The following is a 16564-nucleotide window of genomic DNA, read 5'->3' on the forward strand; positions in this document are numbered from 1 at the left end:
CCGTGACCGTCCACCCGCTGCCGCACCGCCTGCGCTGGGCCGTCGCCGACGGCGTCACCCTCACCGGCCGCGCGCTGGCGCACTGGGTCCGGCAACCCGCGCAGGCGATCGTCGGGCTGCTGTTCCCCGTGCTGCTGGTGCTGATGTTCGGCTACCTCTTCGGCGGCGCGATGAGCGTGCCCGGCGGCGGCGACTACCGGGAGTTCCTGCTGCCCGGCATGTTCGCCATGACGATGGCCTTCGGCATCGAGTCGACGTACGCGGCCGTGGCCACCGACACCGCCCGCGGCGTCACCGACCGGTTCCGGTCCCTGCCGATGGCGCCCTCGGCGGTGGTCACCGGCCGGGCCGCCGCCGACCTGCTGCACTCCGCCGCCGGCCTGGCCGTCATGCTGGCCTGCGGCCTCGCCGTCGGCTGGCAGTGGCACGCCGGCCCCGCCGCGGCCCTGGCCGCCGTCGGGCTGCTCCTGCTGCTGCGCTTCGCCCTGATCTGGGTCGGCATCCACCTGGCGCTGGTGCTGCGCCGACCCGAGTCGGTCGTGGTGCTGCAGATCCTGGTCTGGCCCGTCGGGTTCACCTCCAACGCGTTCGTCGCCCCCGACACCATGCCCGGCCCGCTGGCGGCGGTCGCGCAGTGGAACCCGCTGTCCGCGACCGTCGCGGCCTGCCGGGAGCTGTTCGGCAACCCCGGCTGGGGCGGCGAGTCCTTCGCCGCGCAGCACGCCGTCGCCCTCGCCGTCGCCTGGCCGCTGCTGCTGATCGCCGTGTTCCTGCCCCTCGCGGTGCGCCGCTACCGCAGGCTCGGCCGGTGACCGGACGGACCATCCCGATCCACGCCGACCAGGCGCGTGAGGCCCTGGACGCCGCCACGGCGGTGCCCCTCACGTCCGCCGAACGCGGTCCGGTCCGCGACGACCTGCGCCGCGCCGAGGACCTGACCACCGACCTGCACCCGGAAGGACGCCCGTGACGATCGGCTCCCACGCCGTCACGTTCACCCCCGCCGACCCGCCCCGCGCCGGGACGCTGCTCGTCTGGTCGCCCGACGGCGGCCCACCGCCCGACGGGATCGGCGAACCCGCCCAGGTGACCCTGGCGGCGCCCCCGCACGGCCACCCCACCCCGGTGTCCGCCCGACGGGCGTCGCTGGTGGCCGGCGTACCGCTGCTGCTCGCCGCGCCGGCCACGGACCCGGCGGCCGCGTTCTGGGCCGCCGCCACCCGGGAGGCCCTGCACCTGGCCGCCCACGGCCTGCTGCTGCCCGCGGTGACCCCCGCCGGGCACGACACCTGGCGCGTCGGGCCGCTCACCGCCGACGACGAGGCCCGGCAGGCGCGGCTCGCCGCCGCGATGCCCGCCACCGCGCGCGCGGTGCCGGTGCCCGGACGCACCCCCGCCTGGCTGCCCGACCCGGCACGGCTGCTCCGTGACTTCCTCGACGCCGTCGCCGACACCCTGCCCCGCGCCGACGGCGCCACCGGGGCGTGGGCCGCGCCGACACCCACACCCGTCGGGCGGCTGCGCGACTGGGCCGCCCGGGTCGCCGCCCACGCCGACGCGGCGGTACGGCTGTCGCTGCGCCTGGAACACGACGACACCCCCGACGAGCCGTGGCGGCTCGTGGCGCAGGTGCACCGCGCCGCCGCGCCGGGGCTGCTCACCGACGCCGCCGCGCTGTGGCACGCCGCGGTCCCCGGGTTCCCGCCCGGCGCCCGCGACGCCGCGCTGCTGGCCCTGCGACACGCCGCGCGGGTGTGGCCGCCCCTGGCCGGGCTGCTGGACACGGCCGTGCCCGACGCGGTGGCGCTGACCGACGCCCACGTCGTCGACCTGGCCGGCGGCGCGGCCGCCCGCCTCGCCGGCGACGGGATCGACGTGCACTGGCCGGCGGGACTCGACCGCGACCTCACCGCCTCGGCCGTGCTGCGCGCCCCGGCCCGCCGCGCCGCCGGGACCGGGCTGCTCGCCGCGCCCGGCGACCTGGCGCTGCACTGGCGGCTGAGCCTGCACGGCGCGCCGCTCACCCCGGCCGAGCTGGCCCGGCTCGCCGACGCGCACCGGCCGGTGGTGCGGCTGCGCGAGCGGTGGGTGCTGGTGCCCCCGGAGTTGGCCCGCCGCGCCCGCGACCCGCACGCCGGGACGCTGGCTGCGATGCCCGCGCTGCGGGCCGCGCTGACCGGCGCCACACACGTCGACGGCGAACGCGTCGACGTGACCACCGAGGGCTGGCTGGCCGACGCCGCGCGGCGGCTCGCCGACGGCGGGACCGCTCCCCCGGTGCCCGCACCGCCCGGGCTGGCCGCGACCCTGCGCGACTACCAGCGGCACGGGCTGCGCTGGCTGGCCCGGCTGACCGCGCTCGGCCTCGGCGGCTGCCTCGCCGACGACATGGGGCTGGGCAAGACCGTCACCCTCATCGCCCTGCACCTGCACCGGCAGGCCGACCCCGCCACCGCCGGCCCGACCCTGGTGCTGTGTCCCGCGTCGCTGCTCGGCAACTGGGAACGGGAGATCCGGCGCTTCGCCCCCGACACCCCCGTACGCCGCTTCCACGGCCCCGACCGCCACCTCGACGACCTCGACGGCGGGTTCGTCCTCACCACCTGGGCGACCCTGCGCCGCGACGCGACCCGGCTGGCCGCCCGGCGGTGGCCGCTGCTCGTCGCCGACGAGGCACAGCACGTGAAGAACCCCCACTCGGAGACCGCGACGGCGCTGCGCGCGATCCCCGCCGCCGCCCGGGTCGCCCTGACCGGCACCCCCGTGGAGAACGACCTCACCGACCTGTGGGCGATTTTGGACTGGACCACCCCCGGGCTGCTCGGCACCCTCACCGAGTTCCGCGCCCGCTGGGTCAAGCCGGTGCAGACCGACCGCGACCCCGACGCCGGACGGGACCTGGCCCGGCTGGTCGGGCCGTTCCTGCTGCGCCGCCGCAAGAGCGACCCCGGCATCGCCCCGGAGCTGCCCGGCAAGACCGAGACCGACCAGCCCGTCGCGCTCACCGCCGAACAGGCCGCCCTCTACCAGGCGTGCGTCGCCGAACTGCTCGACCTGATCGCCGGCACCGACGGCTTCGCCCGGCACGGGCTGGTGGTCAAGCTGCTCACCGCGCTCAAGCAGATCTGCAACCACCCCGCCCAGTACCTGCGCCAGAGCGCGCCGCCGCTGGCCGGCCGCTCCGGCAAGCTCGACCTGCTCGACGAACTGCTCGACACGATCCTGCCCGCAGGCTCCGCGGTGCTCGTGTTCACCCAGTACGTGGCGATGGCCCGACTGCTGCACCGGCACCTGACCGACCGGGGCGTCGGCGCGCTGCTGCTGCACGGCGGGCTGCCCGTCGCCACCCGCGACGACCTGGTCCGCCGCTTCGACGCCGGCGAGGCCCCGGTGTTCCTGCTGTCGCTGCGCGCCGCCGGCACCGGCCTGAACCTCACCCGCGCCGACCACGTCGTGCACTACGACCGCTGGTGGAACCCGGCCGTGGAGGACCAGGCCACCGACCGGGCGTACCGGATCGGGCAGACCCGGCCCGTACAGGTGCACCGGCTCATCGCCGAGGGCACCGTCGAGGACCGCATCGCCGCGCTGCTCGCCGGGAAGCGGGATCTCGCCGAGGCCGTCCTCGACGCCGGACCGGCGGCCCTGGCCGCGCTCAGCGACACCGAACTGGCCGAACTCGTGACCCTCGGCGGCGACCGATGACCCCGCGCGGTTTCACCGCGTTCCCGCCCGGCCGGGCCCGCCGCCCCCGCACGTGGTGGGGTGCGGCGTGGAACCGGGCGTGGGAGGCCGACGCCCTCGACGCCGGGCCGCTGCGCGCCGGGCGCCGGCTGGCCGCCGCCGGGCACGTCGGCCCGATCACCGTCAGCCCCGGCCGGCTCGCCGCCGCCGTGCACGACGGCGACACCGAGCAGGCATACGCCACCCGGGTACGCGTCGCGCCGCTGACCGGGGACGACTGGGACCTGCTGGCCGGCGAGGTGGCCGCCCGGGCCGGGCACCAGGCGGCGCTGCTGGCGGGGCAGCTGCCCCGCGACCTGGCGGACCTCGCCGGGGTGCGGCTGCTGCCCGCGCTGGGCGAGATCACCCCGGAGTGCGACTGCCCGGAGTGGGACCACCCGTGCCGGCACGCCGCCGCGCTGTGCCACCAGGTGTCCTGGCTGCTGGACGCCGACCCCGCCCTGCTGCTGCTGATCCGGGGCCGCGACGCCCGGCAACTGCTCGCCGCCGCGCCGGCCCCGGGCGGCAGCGGGCCGCGGCCGGAGTCGACGCCGCCGTCGGGGTCACCCGGTCAGGCCCGTATCGCGCCGGAGCCACCCGCCGGGCGTCCCGACGCGGCGGGAACGGCGGCCGTCGAGGCGTACGCCCGCCCGACGCCGCCCCTGCCGCCGCCACCGGGGCCGGCGGACGCGCCGACGCTGCCGTTGCTGCCGCCCGGCCCGGACGTCGACGTTGACGCGTTGCGCCAATTGGTGGCGGTGGCCGCCGAGCGGGCGGCGGCACTGCTGCGGCAGGCCTGACCGCCCGGTCGGCGCCGCCGGCGGGCCTCGCGGACGATGCCGGCGGGCAACGTGCCCGCCGGCGGGGCGTCGCTGGCGTGCGGCGAGCGGGCGGACCGGGGGCGCCTGTCGTGCGGCGCGCCGGTGCGGGCGGGGCGGCTGTCAGGCCGGCGGCGGCAGGCCCGCGTCGGCGATGCGCTGGCGCACGGGCCGCCGGCGCACCGCGGCGAGGACCTCGTGCAGCAGGTCGGCCAGCGGCACGGGCAGCTCGGCGTCCAGTTCCCGCATCGCCGCGGTCGTCGCCGCCCACTCCGCCTCGATCAACGGCAGCAGCTCGCGGGCCCGGTCGGTCAGGTGCACGATGCGCTGCCGGGCGTCCGCGCCCGGGGTCAGCTCCACCAGGCCGGCGCGGGCCATCTGGGCCACGGTCTGGCTGGCCGCCGAGTGGGTGACCCCCACCCGGCGGGCCAGGTCGCGGATGGGCAGCGGCCCGTCGGCCACCAGCACCCGCAGCGGCGGCGAGAACCGGGGCCGGTAGTCGGCCAGGCCCCGCTCGGCGTACACCGCCGCCACGTCTGCGTCGAGCACCTCGAGGACGTGCCGCAGCAGCGTCCCCACGGCCTCCCGGTCCGGTACGTCAGTCACCCCGCTAATGTAACAGCGCTGTTGTATCTGGTGGGACGAGGGAGGACAGGCGATGACGCAGCGGTATGCCCTGACGGAGCCGTACGCGCACGGGATGCTCGACGTCGGCGACGGCCAGCTCGTGTACTGGGAAACCTGCGGCAACCCCGACGGCAAGCCCGCGGTGGTGCTGCACGGCGGGCCCGGCTCCGGCTGCTCGCCCAGCTGGCGGACCTTCTTCGACCCGGCCCGCTACCGAGTGACCCTGTTCGACCAGCGCGGCTGCGGACGCAGCCTCCCGCACGCCGCCGACCCCGCCGTGGACCTGTCCACCAACACCACCGACCACCTGATCGCCGACGTCGAACGGCTGCGCGAGCACGTCGGGGTGGACCGCTGGCTGGTGCTGGGCGCGTCCTGGGGTTCCTGCCTCGGTCTGGCGTACGCCCAGCGGCACCCGGAGCGGGTCAGCGAGCTGGTGCTGTTCAGCGTCACCGCCGGCACCCGCCGGGAGATCGACTGGATCACCCGGGACATGGGACGGGTCTTCCCCGCCGAGTGGGCCCGGTTCCGCGACGGCGTGCCGCCGGCCGACCGCGACGGCGACCTGGCCGACGCGTACGCCCGGCTGCTCGCCGACCCGGACCCGGCGGTACGCGACCGGGCCGCCCGGGACTGGTGCGCCTGGGAGGACAGCCACGTCGCCACCGCCCCCGGTCACCGGCCCGACCCCCGCTACGCCGACCCGGTGTTCCGGATGGTGTTCGCCCGGCTGGTCACCCACTTCTGGCGGCACGACTGCTTCCTGCCCAACGAGCAGGTGCTGCGCGAGGTGGGGCGGCTGGCCGGCATCCCCGGGGTGCTCCTGCACGGCCGACTCGACATCAGCAGCCCGCCGGACATCCCGTGGCTGCTGGCCCAGTCCTGGCCGGACGCGCGCCTGGAGCTGCTGGAGCGCGCCGGGCACGGCAGCGGGAACGGCATGGCGGAGCGGGTCGTGGCGGCGCTGGACGGCTTCGCCGACCGCCGCTGACACCCCCGCCCCGCCGGTCAGGTCAGGAGACCTCCGGGCCGGCGCGGGGCCAGTCGGCGCGCGGCGGTCAGCCGCCGGCGAGCCCGGCGCGGACGGGACGGGTCTTGGCGGCGGCCTCGGCGACCTCGGCGTCGGGGTCGCTGCCCCAGGTGATGCCCCCGCCCGCCCAGACGTGCACGCGGTCGGCGTCGACGGCGGCGGTGCGGATGGTCAACCCCAGGTCGATCCGCCCGGGGGCGACCCAGCCGAGGGCGCCCATGCTCGCGCCGCGCCCGACCGGTTCGAGGGCGGCGACGCGGTCCAGCGCGGCGAGCTTCGGGGCGCCGGTGACCGAGCCGCCCGGGCAGACCGCCCGCAGCAGGTCGGCCAGGCCGAGCCCGTCGGCGACCGCCGCCGACACCGTCGACTCGGCCTGCCACAGGTCGCACCAGCGGCGTACGGCGAACAGCTCGTCGACCCGCACGCTGCCGGTGCGGGCGACCCGCGCCAGGTCGTTGCGCTCCAGGTCGACGATCATCACGTGCTCGGCGCGTTCCTTGGCCGAGGCGAGCAGCTCGGCGCGGCCGATGGCGGTGGCGGGCCGGGTGCCCTTGATCGGTCGGGTGACCAGCCGCCCGCCGGTCAGCTCGACGAGGGTTTCCGGGCTCGCGCAGCCGATCGCCCAGCCCGCCCCGGTGAGGGTGCCGCCGTAGCGGGCGCCGGGCAGCGCGGCGAGCCGGCCCAGGGCGGGCAGCGGGTCGCCGGCGTACCGGGCGGCGGCGTGCCCGACGAGGTTGACCTGGTAGACGTCGCCCCGGCCGATGGCGGCGCGGACCGCGGTCACCGCCTCGGCGTGCTGCCGAGGGGTCCAGCTCTCCGCCCAGCCGCCCAGCCACCAGCCGGCGGCGGGCGCCGCGGCGGCCGGCGGGGCGGGCGGGCCGTGGCCGTAGACGACCACGGCGACCTCCGGCAGCGCGGGGGCGGGGTTGGCGGCGCCGGGCGGCCCGCCGGCCAGGCCCGCGCCGGCGGCGGCGGAGACGTAGAGGGCGGCCCCGCAGACGCCGGCGGGGTCGTGGCCGGCGGCGGGGCGGGCCAGGTCGTGCAGCGGCAGGCCGTGCGCGGCCAGGAACTCCTGCGCCAGCGCGGCCGGGTCGCCGCCGTCGGCGGGCCGCCACTGCCAGCGGGCCCGCTCGACGAGCGTACGGCGGCAGGCGACCGGCGCCGCCGGCACATCGACCCCTGCCCGTGAAAGCGTTTCCACGCCGTCCGGCCTATTCTCCCTCATCCGTTCAGTGGATTTCCCGGAAACGACGCGCATACCTGCTCGATGCCGTCCACTTTCGCTTGGTACTGTGCGTCACTGGTCATGTGAACCATGACACAGTGCCCCCACAGTCCGGAGATCCCGATGTGCCAGCACCAACCCACCTGCCCCTCCGCCGACGCGACCGACCGGGAAGCCGCCCGCGTCCTCGCCTGCTTCCCTGAGCAGGGCTGGAGCCTGCTCTGCAACGGTGTCATCGTCTTCGAGGACACCGGCGAACTACTCCCCGACGGCAGGACCATCGCCCCGCACCGCGGCCCGGCCCGACACGCCCTCGCCGCCTGACCCGTCACTCTCCGTCACGCAGTCTTGTGGCGTCGACCCAGGCTAGTCCCCCGGTCGGGACCGCCGCGGCCCAGGTCGGCGCATCCGCCGGGGCGGCACCTCGACCGCCCCGGCGCGCCGCGACCTCAGCTCTCGAACGCTTCCGGTGACGGGCAGGAACACACCAGGTTCCGGTCGCCGTACGCGCCGTCGATGCGCCGCACCGGCGGCCAGTACTTCCCGGCCCGGTCCACCCCGGCCGGGTACGCCCCCACCGACCGCGGGTACGCGTGCGGCCACTCGTCCCCGGACACCATCGCCGCCGTGTGCGGCGCGTTCGCCAGGGGATTGTCGCCCGCCGGCCACTCTCCGGCACCCACCTTGTCGATCTCCGCCCGGATGGCGATCATCGCGTCGCAGAACCGGTCCAGCTCGGCCAGGTCCTCGCTCTCGGTCGGCTCCACCATCAGCGTCCCCGCCACCGGGAACGACATCGTCGGCGCGTGGAACCCGTAGTCGATCAGCCGCTTCGCGACGTCGTCCACGCTCACCCCGGTCGCCTTCGTCAGCGGCCGAAGGTCGAGGATGCACTCGTGCGCCACCAGGCCCTTGTTGCCGGCGTACAGCACCGGGAAGTGCCCGCGCAGCCGCGCCGCCACGTAGTTCGCCGCCAGCACCGCCACCCCGGTCGCCCGGGCCAGCCCCGCCGCGCCCATCATCCGCAGGTACGCCCACGGGATCGGCAGGATCCCCGCCGACCCGTACCGCGCCGCCGAGATCGCGGGCCGGCCGTCGACGTGCGCGCCCAGCGGGTCGCCCGGCAGGAACGGCGCCAGGTGCGCCCGCACCGCCACCGGCCCCACCCCGGGACCACCGCCGCCGTGCGGGATGCAGAACGTCTTGTGCAGGTTCAGGTGCGACACGTCCGCCCCGAACCGGCCCGGCTTGGCGAACCCGACCAACGCGTTGAGGTTCGCCCCGTCGACGTACACCTGACCGCCGGCGTCGTGGACCTTCGCGCACAGCGACGCGATGCCCGTCTCGTACACCCCGTGCGTCGACGGGTACGTCACCATGATCGCGGCGAGGGCGTCGCGGTGCTTGTCGATCTTCGCGTCGAGGTCGACCAGGTCGACGTTGCCGCCGTCGTCGCAGCCCACCACGACGACCCGCATCCCGGCCATCACCGCGCTGGCCGCGTTCGTGCCGTGCGCCGACGACGGGATCAGGCACACGTCCCGGTGCCCCTCGCCACGGTCGCGGTGGTACGCCCGGATGGCCAGCAGACCCGCCAGCTCACCCTGCGAGCCGGCGTTGGGCTGCACGCTGACCGCGTCGTAGCCGGTCACCTCCGCCAGCCACGCCTCCAGCTGGGCGATCATCTCCCGGTAGCCGGCCGTCTGCGCCTGCGGCGCGAACGGGTGCACGTGCGCGAACTCCGGCCACGTCACCGGCTCCATCTCGGTGGTGGCGTTGAGCTTCATCGTGCACGACCCGAGCGGGATCATCCCCCGGTCCAGGGCGTAGTCGAAGTCCGACAGGCGCCGCAGGTAACGCAGCATCGCCGTCTCGGAGTGGTGGCTGCGGAACACCGGGTGGGTGAGGAAGTCCGACGTACGGGCCAGCGCCTCGGGCAGCCGCGAGTCGGTCTCCCCGTGGGCACGCGGCACCCCGAACGCGTCGCACACCGCGTCCAGGTGCGCGTGGGTGGTGGTCTCGTCGCAGGAGATCCCCACCCGGTCCGCGTCGACCAGCCGCAGGTTGACCCCCCGCTGCGCGGCCGCCGCCACGACCTGGGCGGCCCGCCCTGGCACGACCGCGGTGACCGTGTCGAAGAACGCGACGTCGGTGACCTCGACCCCGCCGGTGCGCAGCGCGCCCGCCAACCGCGCCGCCCAGAAGTGGGTGCGCTCCGCGATCGCGCGCAGCCCGTCGGGGCCGTGGTACACGGCGTACATGCCGGCCATCACGGCGAGGAGCACCTGGGCGGTGCAGATGTTGCTGGTCGCCTTCTCCCGCCGGATGTGTTGTTCGCGGGTCTGCAACGCCAGCCGGTACGCCGGGTTGCCGTCCGCGTCGCGGGACACCCCCACGAGGCGGCCGGGCAGCATCCGCTCGAGGCCCGCCCGCACGGCCAGGTAGCCGGCGTGCGGCCCACCGAAGCCCATCGGCACGCCGAACCGCTGGGTGGTGCCGGCGGCGATGTCGACGCCGATCTCCCCCGGCGGGCGCAGCAGCGTCAGGGCCAGCAGGTCCGCCGCCACGGTGACCAGCGCGCCGGCCGCGTGCGCCGCCTCGACCAGGCCCGCCTGGTCGCGCACCGCCCCGGACGCCCCCGGGTACTGCAGGTGCAGACCGAAGAACTCCGCCGGCAGCTCCTCGCGCTCGACGTCGAGCACCCGCACGTCGATGCCGAGCGGCTCGGCCCGGCTGGTGATCACCGCGATGGTCTGCGGCAGGGTGTCGGCGTCGACGACGTACACCGGGCTCTTGCACTTCGACGCGCGGCGGGCGAGGGTCATCGCCTCCGCCGCCGCGGTGCCCTCGTCGAGCATCGACGCGTTCGCGGTGGCCAGCCCCGTCAGGTCCGTCACCATCGTCTGGAAGTTCAGCAGCGCCTCCAGCCGGCCCTGGCTGATCTCCGGCTGGTACGGCGTGTACGCCGTGTACCAGGCCGGGTTCTCCAGCACGTTGCGGCGGATCACCGCCGGGGTGTGCGTGCCGTGGTAGCCCAGGCCGATCATGGACACGGCCACGGTGTTGCGGGCGGCGAGGGCCCGCAGCTCGGCGAGCGCGTCGTGCTCGGTGGCCGGCTCCGGCAGGTCCAGGGTGCCGTGCCAGCGGATCACCTCGGGGATCGCCGCGTCCATCAGCTCTTCGATCGAGCCGTAGCCGACGGCCTCCAGCATCCGGCGCTCGTCGGCCGGATCCGGGCCGATGTGGCGGGCGGCGAACTGCTCTGCGGTCATGGGTGGCGCTCCCCTGAGGCGAGGTCGACAGGTCGGCCTCCCCCTCTGTCACGCCCGCACAGCGCTCCACAGTGCCTGCCCACGAGGTCCTTTTGCCTGAGAGGTTCCGGGGAGGATTTGCCCCTTCGGCGCCGCCCGAGGTGCTTTCTGGGCGGTCTCTCCCACGTGGGTGGTACCGGCATGGTCAACGCTACCAGCGCCCGGTCGGCCGGTGGATGTCGTACCCCCGCGGCATGATCACGGTGAGCTGTGGAGGTGTGTTCTGATGCCCGAGCCCGCGACCCACCCGGAGGACCTCGGCCGGTTCTTCGTCGCCCGCGCCAACGCCGGCGACGTCGACGGCCTGGTCGCCCTCTACGAGCCCGACGCGGTCCTGGACACCCCCGCCGGCCCGGCCACCGGCACGCGGGCCATCCGCGCCGCGTTCACCCGGCTGCTCGCCGACCGGCCCACCTTCGTCCCCGGCGAGGCGCGACCCACCCTGCGCGCCGGTGACCTGGCGTTGACCTCCACCCGGCTCGACGACGGCAGCGTCACCGTCGAGGTGGCCCGCCGCCAGCCCGACGGCACGTGGCGGTGGGTCATCGACCAGCCCCGCGCCGCCGGCTGACCCCGGCGGCTACCGGCCGGCGCCGGTCAGGCCCGTCGGCACCACGCCCGCGCCGACGTCACCGCCCGCCGGCGCCCCCACCGTCCGGTCGGCCAGCGCCGGCAGCAACCGGCCCAGCGGCGCGTCGAGGGTCAACGCCGCATACCCGTCGCCCCGCGTCGGCCCCTGGTTGACGATCACCACCGGGATGCCCAGCTTCGCCGCCCGCAACACGAACCGGCGACCCGACATCACCGTCAACGACGACCCCAGCACCAGCAGCAGCCGGGCCCGCTGCACCATGTCGAAACAGCGGGCCACCCGCGGCGCCGGCACCGTCTCGCCGAAGAACACCACGTCGGGCTTGAGCACCCCGGTACCGCAGAACGTGCAGTCGACCGTCCGGAACTCCGCCACCTCGTCGTCGGCGAGATCCACGTCACCGTCCGGGTTGACCGCCGAGACCCGCGCGTCGAACCCCGGGTTCGCCTCCCGCAGCCGCCGGTCCAACTCCTCCCGGGACGTCTGGTTGCCGCACCCCAGGCACACCACCTCGTCGAGACGACCGTGCAACTCCACCACCCGCGGGCTGCCCGCCGCCGTGTGCAACCCGTCGACGTTCTGTGTGATCACCCCGTCGACCAGGCCGCCGCGCTGCAACCGGGCCACCGCCCGGTGCCCGTCGTTCGGGGCCGCCCGCGCGATCACCCGCCACCCCAGGTGGCTGCGCGCCCAGTAGCGCCGCCGCGCCTGCGCGTCGCGGGTGAACACCTGATAGGTCATCGGGGTGTGCCGACGGGCCGCCCCACTGGGCCCCCGGTAGTCCGGGATGCCCGACTCGGTCGACAGGCCCGCCCCGCTCAACACCACGACACCACCGCCCGCCACCAGGCCGGCCAGCGTGTCGATCGTCTCCGTCACCCGTCCATGCTGCCTCAGCGACCCGCGCCCCGGCGAACACCCCGCGACCCCGCCGCGGCGGCGACTAGGTTGGCAGATATGCGCGTCGTCATCGCCGGAGGCCACGGCAAGATCGCCAAACTGACCCACCGGGAACTCGCCGGACGCGGCGACACCGCCGTCGGCCTGATCCGCAACCCCGACCACGCCGCCGCGCTGACCGCCGCCGGCGCCCACCCCGTCGTCGCCGACCTCGAACACGTCGGCGTCGCCGACCTCGCCGGCCACCTCGCCGGCGCCGACGCGGTGGTCTTCGCCGCCGGCGCCGGCCCCGGCAGCGGCGCCGCCCGCAAGGACACCGTCGATCGGGCCGCCGCCGTGCTGCTCGCCGACGCCGCCGAACGCGCCGGCGTCCGCCGCTACCTGCTGGTCTCCTCGATGGGCGTGGACGGCGAGCCGCCCGCCGGCACCGACGAGGTGTTCGCGGCGTACCTGCGGGCGAAGAAAGCCGCCGAGGACGACCTGACCGGCCGCGACCTCGACTGGACCGTGCTGCGACCCGGCCGGCTCACCGACGACCCACCCAGCGGACGGATCGCCCTGGCCCGGCACGTGCCTCCGGGCGCGGTCACCCGCGCCGACGTCGCCCGCGTGCTGCTCGCCCTGCTCTACGAGCCCCGCACCGCCGGGCAGATCCTGGAGCTGGTCGGCGGGGAAACCCCGATCGCCGACGCCGTCGCCGCCGGCTGACCGGCCGCAACGTCCCCGCCGGCGCACCGGAACCGGACGGCGCCCACCGCGCCCCGTCCGGCACCCCCGCCCGGCGCGGGCGCACTCCGCCCGCCGCGGCGTCCCACGGGGTCAGCCGTCGAGCACCGCCCGCAGCCGCGCACTGGCCGCCCCGGCCGCGTAGGCGTCGGCCCGCAACTGCTCCGACTGCGCCGACAGGTGCTCCTGCCACTGGCTCAGCTGCTGCTGCGCCGTCGTCACCGCCGCCACCAGCGCCGCATGCCGGCCCTCCAGCTCCCGCACCTGCCGCCGCAGGTCCTCACCCCGAGGCTCCCCCTGAGGGAACAGAGACCCCGCCCGGCGGTGCGCCTCGGCGAGGATCTCGTCGGCCTGTCGCCGGGCGTCGGCGATGATCTCCGCGCCCTCCGTGCTGGCCTCGCTGATCGTCCGGTTCGCCTCGTCCTGCGCCCGCACCGCCAACTCGACCACCACCGGGTCCGGGCCCTGCGGGGCGGTGCTCGGCAGCGCGCCGTGACGCAGCATCTCCACCTGCCGCACCAGCCCGTCGTTCTCCCGCCGCAGCCGATCCACCTCACCGTCGAGCAACGCCATCCGCTCGTCGACCGACCGGGCCAGGCCGGCGACCTCGTCGGCGGACAGCCACTGGCTGCCCCGGAAACGGCGAGCCTCCAGCGCGCCCAACGCCCGGGTCAGCTCGCCGGTCGGGGCGGCGGAGACCCGGTCGCCACTATCGATGCTCATCGAACACCTGTCCAACTGAAGTCCCGCGGCGCGGCGGCCGCCGCACTCGCGAGAGGGGGATAAAGAGACTGGTCGTAACTCTCCACCAGGATCCTCTCCGGCGGCACACCGGACACCGTCAGGGCGGTGATCGTCTCCCGGGTCATCTCCGGACTGCCGCAGACCAGCACGTCGGTGTCCCGCCACGGACCCAACCGCACCGCGGTCTGACCGGCCGTGCCCACCTCACCCTGCCACTGCCAGCCGCTCTCCACCGTCGGCACGTACCGCAACCAGCCGCCGCCCGCACCGGAGCGCCACGCCCCCGCCGGCGGCGTCGCCGCCAACTCCCGCAACGCCCGGTCGTCGTACAGGTCGTCGGGAGTCTTACCGCCCACCACCAGCGTCGTCGCACGCCCCGGCCCCTGCTGCAACGCCTCCGCCACCGCCCGCAACGGCGCCAACCCGGTGCCGCCCGCCACCAGCAGCAACGGCAACTGCGACCGGTCGTACGACGACAACGCCACCCCCACCGGCAACCCCAACAACAACTGGTCGCCCTCGCGCAGCTTCCGCACCAGATGCGTGGAGAAGCGACCCGCCGCCCGGACATGGAACTCGATCGTCCCGTCGGCGCGCGGCGCGTTCGCCGGCGACAGGTACCGCCACATCCGCAACTGCGGCACCTGCACCGGCAGCGACTGCCCCGGCAGGTAGTCGCACAGGTAGTTCGGGCGGACCGTGAACACGCACACGTCGGCCCGGCGCCGCTGCACCCACTGCACCTCCGCCTCCCAGTACGGCGGCGACGTCCGCTCCGCCTCCGCCGCCCCCGTCAGCATCAACCGCGCCACCAACTCGTACGCCGCGGCCCACTCCGCGCGCAGGGCCGGCGTCCACCGTGGCCCGAGGAAGCGTTCCAGCGTCGCCAGCAACGCCTGCCCGACCCAGATGTAGTGCCACTCCGCCAACGGCACCGGCCGACCCTGTTGGTCCTCGCCGCGGAACCGCCGGTGGTCGGCCCCCAACCGCTGCGCGAACGCCGTCAACTCCCGCTCGTCGTCGACGTGGGTGATGATGTGCCCCAAGGCCGAGAGCAACTTGTCCTGCTGGTACTGCATGTTCGTCGGGAACATCGTGCGGGCCTCGGGCGCGATCACGAACAACGTGGCGTAGAAGTACTTCGCCGCCTCCGGACCGGCCACGCAGAACTGCGCCCAACTCTGACGTAACGCCGCGACGTCCATGCCTCAGCCCTCCTGCCGGCGGGCGGCGTCGTGACGCTCCCGCAGGGTCAGCCCCACCACGCCCGACGCCCCGTACGCGCGGTCACCCTGCCACAGGTTCGGATCCGGCACCCGGGTGTCGTAGTAGCGGTGGTGCACCGCGTGCAACGCCGCCCACCCCACACTGCCGTTGAGCCACGACCAGTCACCGTGCACCGGCCGGCCCGCCCGCTCCTCCTGCGCGCAGAACTTCATGAACAACTCCGACTCGGTGTGCGGATCGGACACCCGCACCCCCGCCTCCCGGAACGAGTGCAACACCGCCTGGTTGATCACCAACACGGCGTGCTCCCGCCACAGGGTGTCCTCCCGCGAGGTGTCCAACCCCAACCCCCGCGCCACCGGCAGCAACTGGTCATACCGGTCCCGGTCACCCATGTTCCGGGTGCCGATCTCGTCACTCAGGTAGTGCCCGTTGAACGGGGCACAGCTGTAGTCCACCCCACCGACCCGCAGGCGCATGTTGCTGATCACCGGCAGGGCGTGCCAGCGCAGCCTCAACTCCTCGAACCACGGGTACGCCGGATGCGTCAGGGCAACCTCGCGGACGAGGTCCCGCGGCACCTCCACCAGCGTCGGATCCTCGTACGCCGTCTCGATCACCCACGGCAGCAGGTCGAACCGTCCCGGCACCGCCGGCGGACGCCACCCCAGACGCCGTGCCGCGTCCGTCATCGCCACCTGCGCCGGATCACCCAGCACCGACCCGTCGTCCATCCGATGACCGCAGTAGCGGATCAACTGGTCGTTCCAGATCCGCGCCCGCGGACCCACCCCGGGCCGGTCCGGCGCGAACACCGTCATCACCGACTGGATCCGCCCACCGTTGTCAGCCACCGAAAGGTGCTGCGCCAACTCCTGCGCGATCCCCGCCGCCGTCGTCACGTCACGCCGGTCCCGGACCTTCAACCCGGCCCACCGCACGCGCCCCACACAGCGCACCGACTGCCGCCACGCCACCTTCGCCCCGTACGCCAGTTCCTCGGAGGTGTGCCGGTACGTGCCGGTCAGCGCGATCTCCTCCCGCACCTGCGCGATGCGCACGGCCACGTCCGGCAGCCGCCGCTCCGCGTGGTAGAGACGCAGGAACTCCACGGCCTCCGCCGCCACGTCCTCCATCGCAGGCGCCTGCGGCCGGGGAGCATGCGCCACCGGGCAGCCCGACCCCTCGCCGTCCACGACACGCCCACCGGCATCCACCAACACCGCGGCGGCATGATAGTCAGTCTGCACTTTGTTCAAATCCGATCGTCGGGCAGGCGCGGTCGTCGCCTTCTGCGTCGTCCCCCGGCACGGTTCACCGACCCGCCGGCGCGCATGTCACGGACAGTGACATGCGCGCGGCAAGCCGCGCGCCGCACATAGGATTCCCGGCCACGCAAAGACTGTCAACAGCCCGACTCACGCCGAAAACGTCCACAATCGACGTTTGCCCCCGCAAGCACGCCACTCTGGACATCCCCACGCATGCGCTTGCCCTGCATCGCCCGGCGGCCGGCGTTGGCACGGCGGTTCGGGTTGCGGCGCGTGGGGGTGGGGGGGGGGGGGGGGGGGGGGGGGGGGGGGGGGGGGGGGGGGGGGGGGGGGGGGGGGGGGGGGGGGGGGGGGGGGGGGGGGGGGGGGG

Annotated in this window: 15 protein-coding genes and 1 riboswitch; of the genes, 8 read left to right on the top strand and 7 right to left on the bottom strand. The window is 75.5% G+C overall.

Features of this window, described 5'->3' with window-relative positions:
- Nucleotides 1-2 precede the first annotated feature (2 nt).
- The 4 genes from ACZ6O2_RS16905 to ACZ6O2_RS16920 are packed head-to-tail and all read left to right on the top strand — an operon-like array spanning nt 3 to nt 4523.
- Nucleotides 3-812: an ABC transporter permease gene (locus ACZ6O2_RS16905; protein WP_466023476.1), complete on the top strand. Its 810-nt coding sequence runs from the start codon at nt 3-5 to the stop codon at nt 810-812.
- Entirely contained in the window at nt 809-970 is a 162-nt protein-coding gene (locus ACZ6O2_RS16910) for a hypothetical protein (protein WP_466023459.1), read from the top strand. The genes ACZ6O2_RS16905 and ACZ6O2_RS16910 overlap by 4 nt, the downstream gene beginning before the upstream one ends.
- Complete coding sequence (locus ACZ6O2_RS16915) at nt 967-3705, top strand: DEAD/DEAH box helicase (protein WP_466023460.1); 2739 nt, start codon at nt 967-969, stop codon at nt 3703-3705. The genes ACZ6O2_RS16910 and ACZ6O2_RS16915 overlap by 4 nt, the downstream gene beginning before the upstream one ends.
- Nucleotides 3702-4523, top strand: a complete 822-nt coding sequence (locus tag ACZ6O2_RS16920) for an SWIM zinc finger family protein (RefSeq protein WP_466023461.1) — start codon at nt 3702-3704, stop codon at nt 4521-4523. The genes ACZ6O2_RS16915 and ACZ6O2_RS16920 overlap by 4 nt, the downstream gene beginning before the upstream one ends.
- Before the next feature lie 141 nt (nt 4524-4664).
- On the opposite strand, the gene ACZ6O2_RS16925 is transcribed toward ACZ6O2_RS16920, so the two are convergent.
- Nucleotides 4665-5147: a MarR family winged helix-turn-helix transcriptional regulator gene (locus ACZ6O2_RS16925; protein WP_466023462.1), complete on the bottom strand. Its 483-nt coding sequence runs from the start codon at nt 5145-5147 to the stop codon at nt 4665-4667.
- 52 nt (nt 5148-5199) lie between these two features.
- Here ACZ6O2_RS16925 and pip point away from each other — a divergent pair, with 52 nt between their 5' ends.
- A complete protein-coding gene (gene pip / locus ACZ6O2_RS16930; RefSeq protein WP_466023463.1) occupies nt 5200-6159 on the top strand; it encodes a prolyl aminopeptidase in 960 nt (319 codons plus the stop codon).
- Between the two features lie 67 nt (nt 6160-6226).
- Here pip and ACZ6O2_RS16935 read toward each other — a convergent pair whose 3' ends face one another.
- The gene (locus tag ACZ6O2_RS16935; protein ID WP_466023464.1) at nt 6227-7423 is read right to left on the bottom strand and encodes a chorismate-binding protein; all 1197 of its coding nucleotides are present in this window, start codon (nt 7421-7423) and stop codon (nt 6227-6229) included.
- Nucleotides 7424-7546: 123 nt separating this feature from the next.
- Between ACZ6O2_RS16935 and ACZ6O2_RS16940 the strand changes: the two genes are divergently transcribed.
- Entirely contained in the window at nt 7547-7747 is a 201-nt protein-coding gene (locus ACZ6O2_RS16940; protein WP_350705649.1) for a DUF5999 family protein, read from the top strand.
- A gap of 125 nt (nt 7748-7872) precedes the next feature.
- On the opposite strand, the gene gcvP is transcribed toward ACZ6O2_RS16940, so the two are convergent.
- Nucleotides 7873-10695, bottom strand: a complete 2823-nt coding sequence (gene gcvP, locus ACZ6O2_RS16945; protein ID WP_466023465.1) for an aminomethyl-transferring glycine dehydrogenase — start codon at nt 10693-10695, stop codon at nt 7873-7875.
- 74 nt (nt 10696-10769) lie between these two features.
- Nucleotides 10770-10869: riboswitch (glycine riboswitch) on the bottom strand.
- 91 nt (nt 10870-10960) lie between these two features.
- Here gcvP and ACZ6O2_RS16950 point away from each other — a divergent pair.
- Complete coding sequence (locus tag ACZ6O2_RS16950) at nt 10961-11305, top strand: YybH family protein (RefSeq protein ID WP_466023466.1); 345 nt, start codon at nt 10961-10963, stop codon at nt 11303-11305.
- 9 nt (nt 11306-11314) lie between these two features.
- On the opposite strand, the gene ACZ6O2_RS16955 is transcribed toward ACZ6O2_RS16950, so the two are convergent.
- Nucleotides 11315-12205: an NAD-dependent protein deacetylase gene (locus tag ACZ6O2_RS16955; protein WP_466023467.1), complete on the bottom strand. Its 891-nt coding sequence runs from the start codon at nt 12203-12205 to the stop codon at nt 11315-11317.
- A gap of 78 nt (nt 12206-12283) precedes the next feature.
- Between ACZ6O2_RS16955 and ACZ6O2_RS16960 the strand changes: the two genes are divergently transcribed.
- Complete coding sequence (locus ACZ6O2_RS16960) at nt 12284-12934, top strand: NAD(P)H-binding protein (protein WP_466023468.1); 651 nt, start codon at nt 12284-12286, stop codon at nt 12932-12934.
- A gap of 111 nt (nt 12935-13045) precedes the next feature.
- Here the strand turns inward: ACZ6O2_RS16960 and ACZ6O2_RS16965 are convergent, their stop codons facing one another.
- The 3 genes from ACZ6O2_RS16965 to ACZ6O2_RS16975 are packed head-to-tail and all read right to left on the bottom strand — an operon-like array spanning nt 13046 to nt 16059.
- Nucleotides 13046-13675 carry a hypothetical protein gene (locus tag ACZ6O2_RS16965; RefSeq protein WP_350705659.1) on the bottom strand — a complete coding sequence of 210 codons (630 nt, stop codon included), beginning with the start codon at nt 13673-13675 and terminating at the stop codon, nt 13046-13048.
- A complete protein-coding gene (locus tag ACZ6O2_RS16970) occupies nt 13672-14901 on the bottom strand; it encodes a globin domain-containing protein (protein ID WP_350705661.1) in 1230 nt (409 codons plus the stop codon). Before ACZ6O2_RS16970 ends, ACZ6O2_RS16965 begins: the two co-directional genes overlap by 4 nt.
- A 3-nt stretch (nt 14902-14904) precedes the next feature.
- On the bottom strand, nt 14905-16059 hold the full coding sequence (locus ACZ6O2_RS16975; RefSeq protein ID WP_466023469.1) for a nitric oxide synthase oxygenase: 1155 nt from the start codon (nt 16057-16059) through the stop codon (nt 14905-14907).
- Between the last annotated feature and the right edge of the window lie 505 nt (nt 16060-16564).

The organism is Micromonospora sp. NPDC048040 (assembly GCF_055587185.1).

Bases quoted from the DNA above. Each gene is read 5' to 3' on its own strand.
- gcvP (WP_466023465.1), bottom strand. From the start codon at position 10,695: ATGACCGCAGAGCAGTTCGCCGCCCGCCACATCGGCCCGGATCCGGCC.
- ACZ6O2_RS16950 (WP_466023466.1), top strand. From the start codon at position 10,961: ATGCCCGAGCCCGCGACCCACCCGGAGGACCTCGGCCGGTTCTTCGTC.
- ACZ6O2_RS16935 (WP_466023464.1), bottom strand. From the start codon at position 7,423: ATGAGGGAGAATAGGCCGGACGGCGTGGAAACGCTTTCACGGGCAGGG.
- ACZ6O2_RS16975 (WP_466023469.1), bottom strand. From the start codon at position 16,059: ATGGAGGACGTGGCGGCGGAGGCCGTGGAGTTCCTGCGTCTCTACCAC.
- ACZ6O2_RS16965 (WP_350705659.1), bottom strand. From the start codon at position 13,675: ATGAGCATCGATAGTGGCGACCGGGTCTCCGCCGCCCCGACCGGCGAG.
- ACZ6O2_RS16970 (WP_350705661.1), bottom strand. From the start codon at position 14,901: ATGGACGTCGCGGCGTTACGTCAGAGTTGGGCGCAGTTCTGCGTGGCC.
- ACZ6O2_RS16920 (WP_466023461.1), top strand. From the start codon at position 3,702: ATGACCCCGCGCGGTTTCACCGCGTTCCCGCCCGGCCGGGCCCGCCGC.
- ACZ6O2_RS16960 (WP_466023468.1), top strand. From the start codon at position 12,284: ATGCGCGTCGTCATCGCCGGAGGCCACGGCAAGATCGCCAAACTGACC.
- pip (WP_466023463.1), top strand. From the start codon at position 5,200: ATGACGCAGCGGTATGCCCTGACGGAGCCGTACGCGCACGGGATGCTC.
- ACZ6O2_RS16940 (WP_350705649.1), top strand. From the start codon at position 7,547: ATGTGCCAGCACCAACCCACCTGCCCCTCCGCCGACGCGACCGACCGG.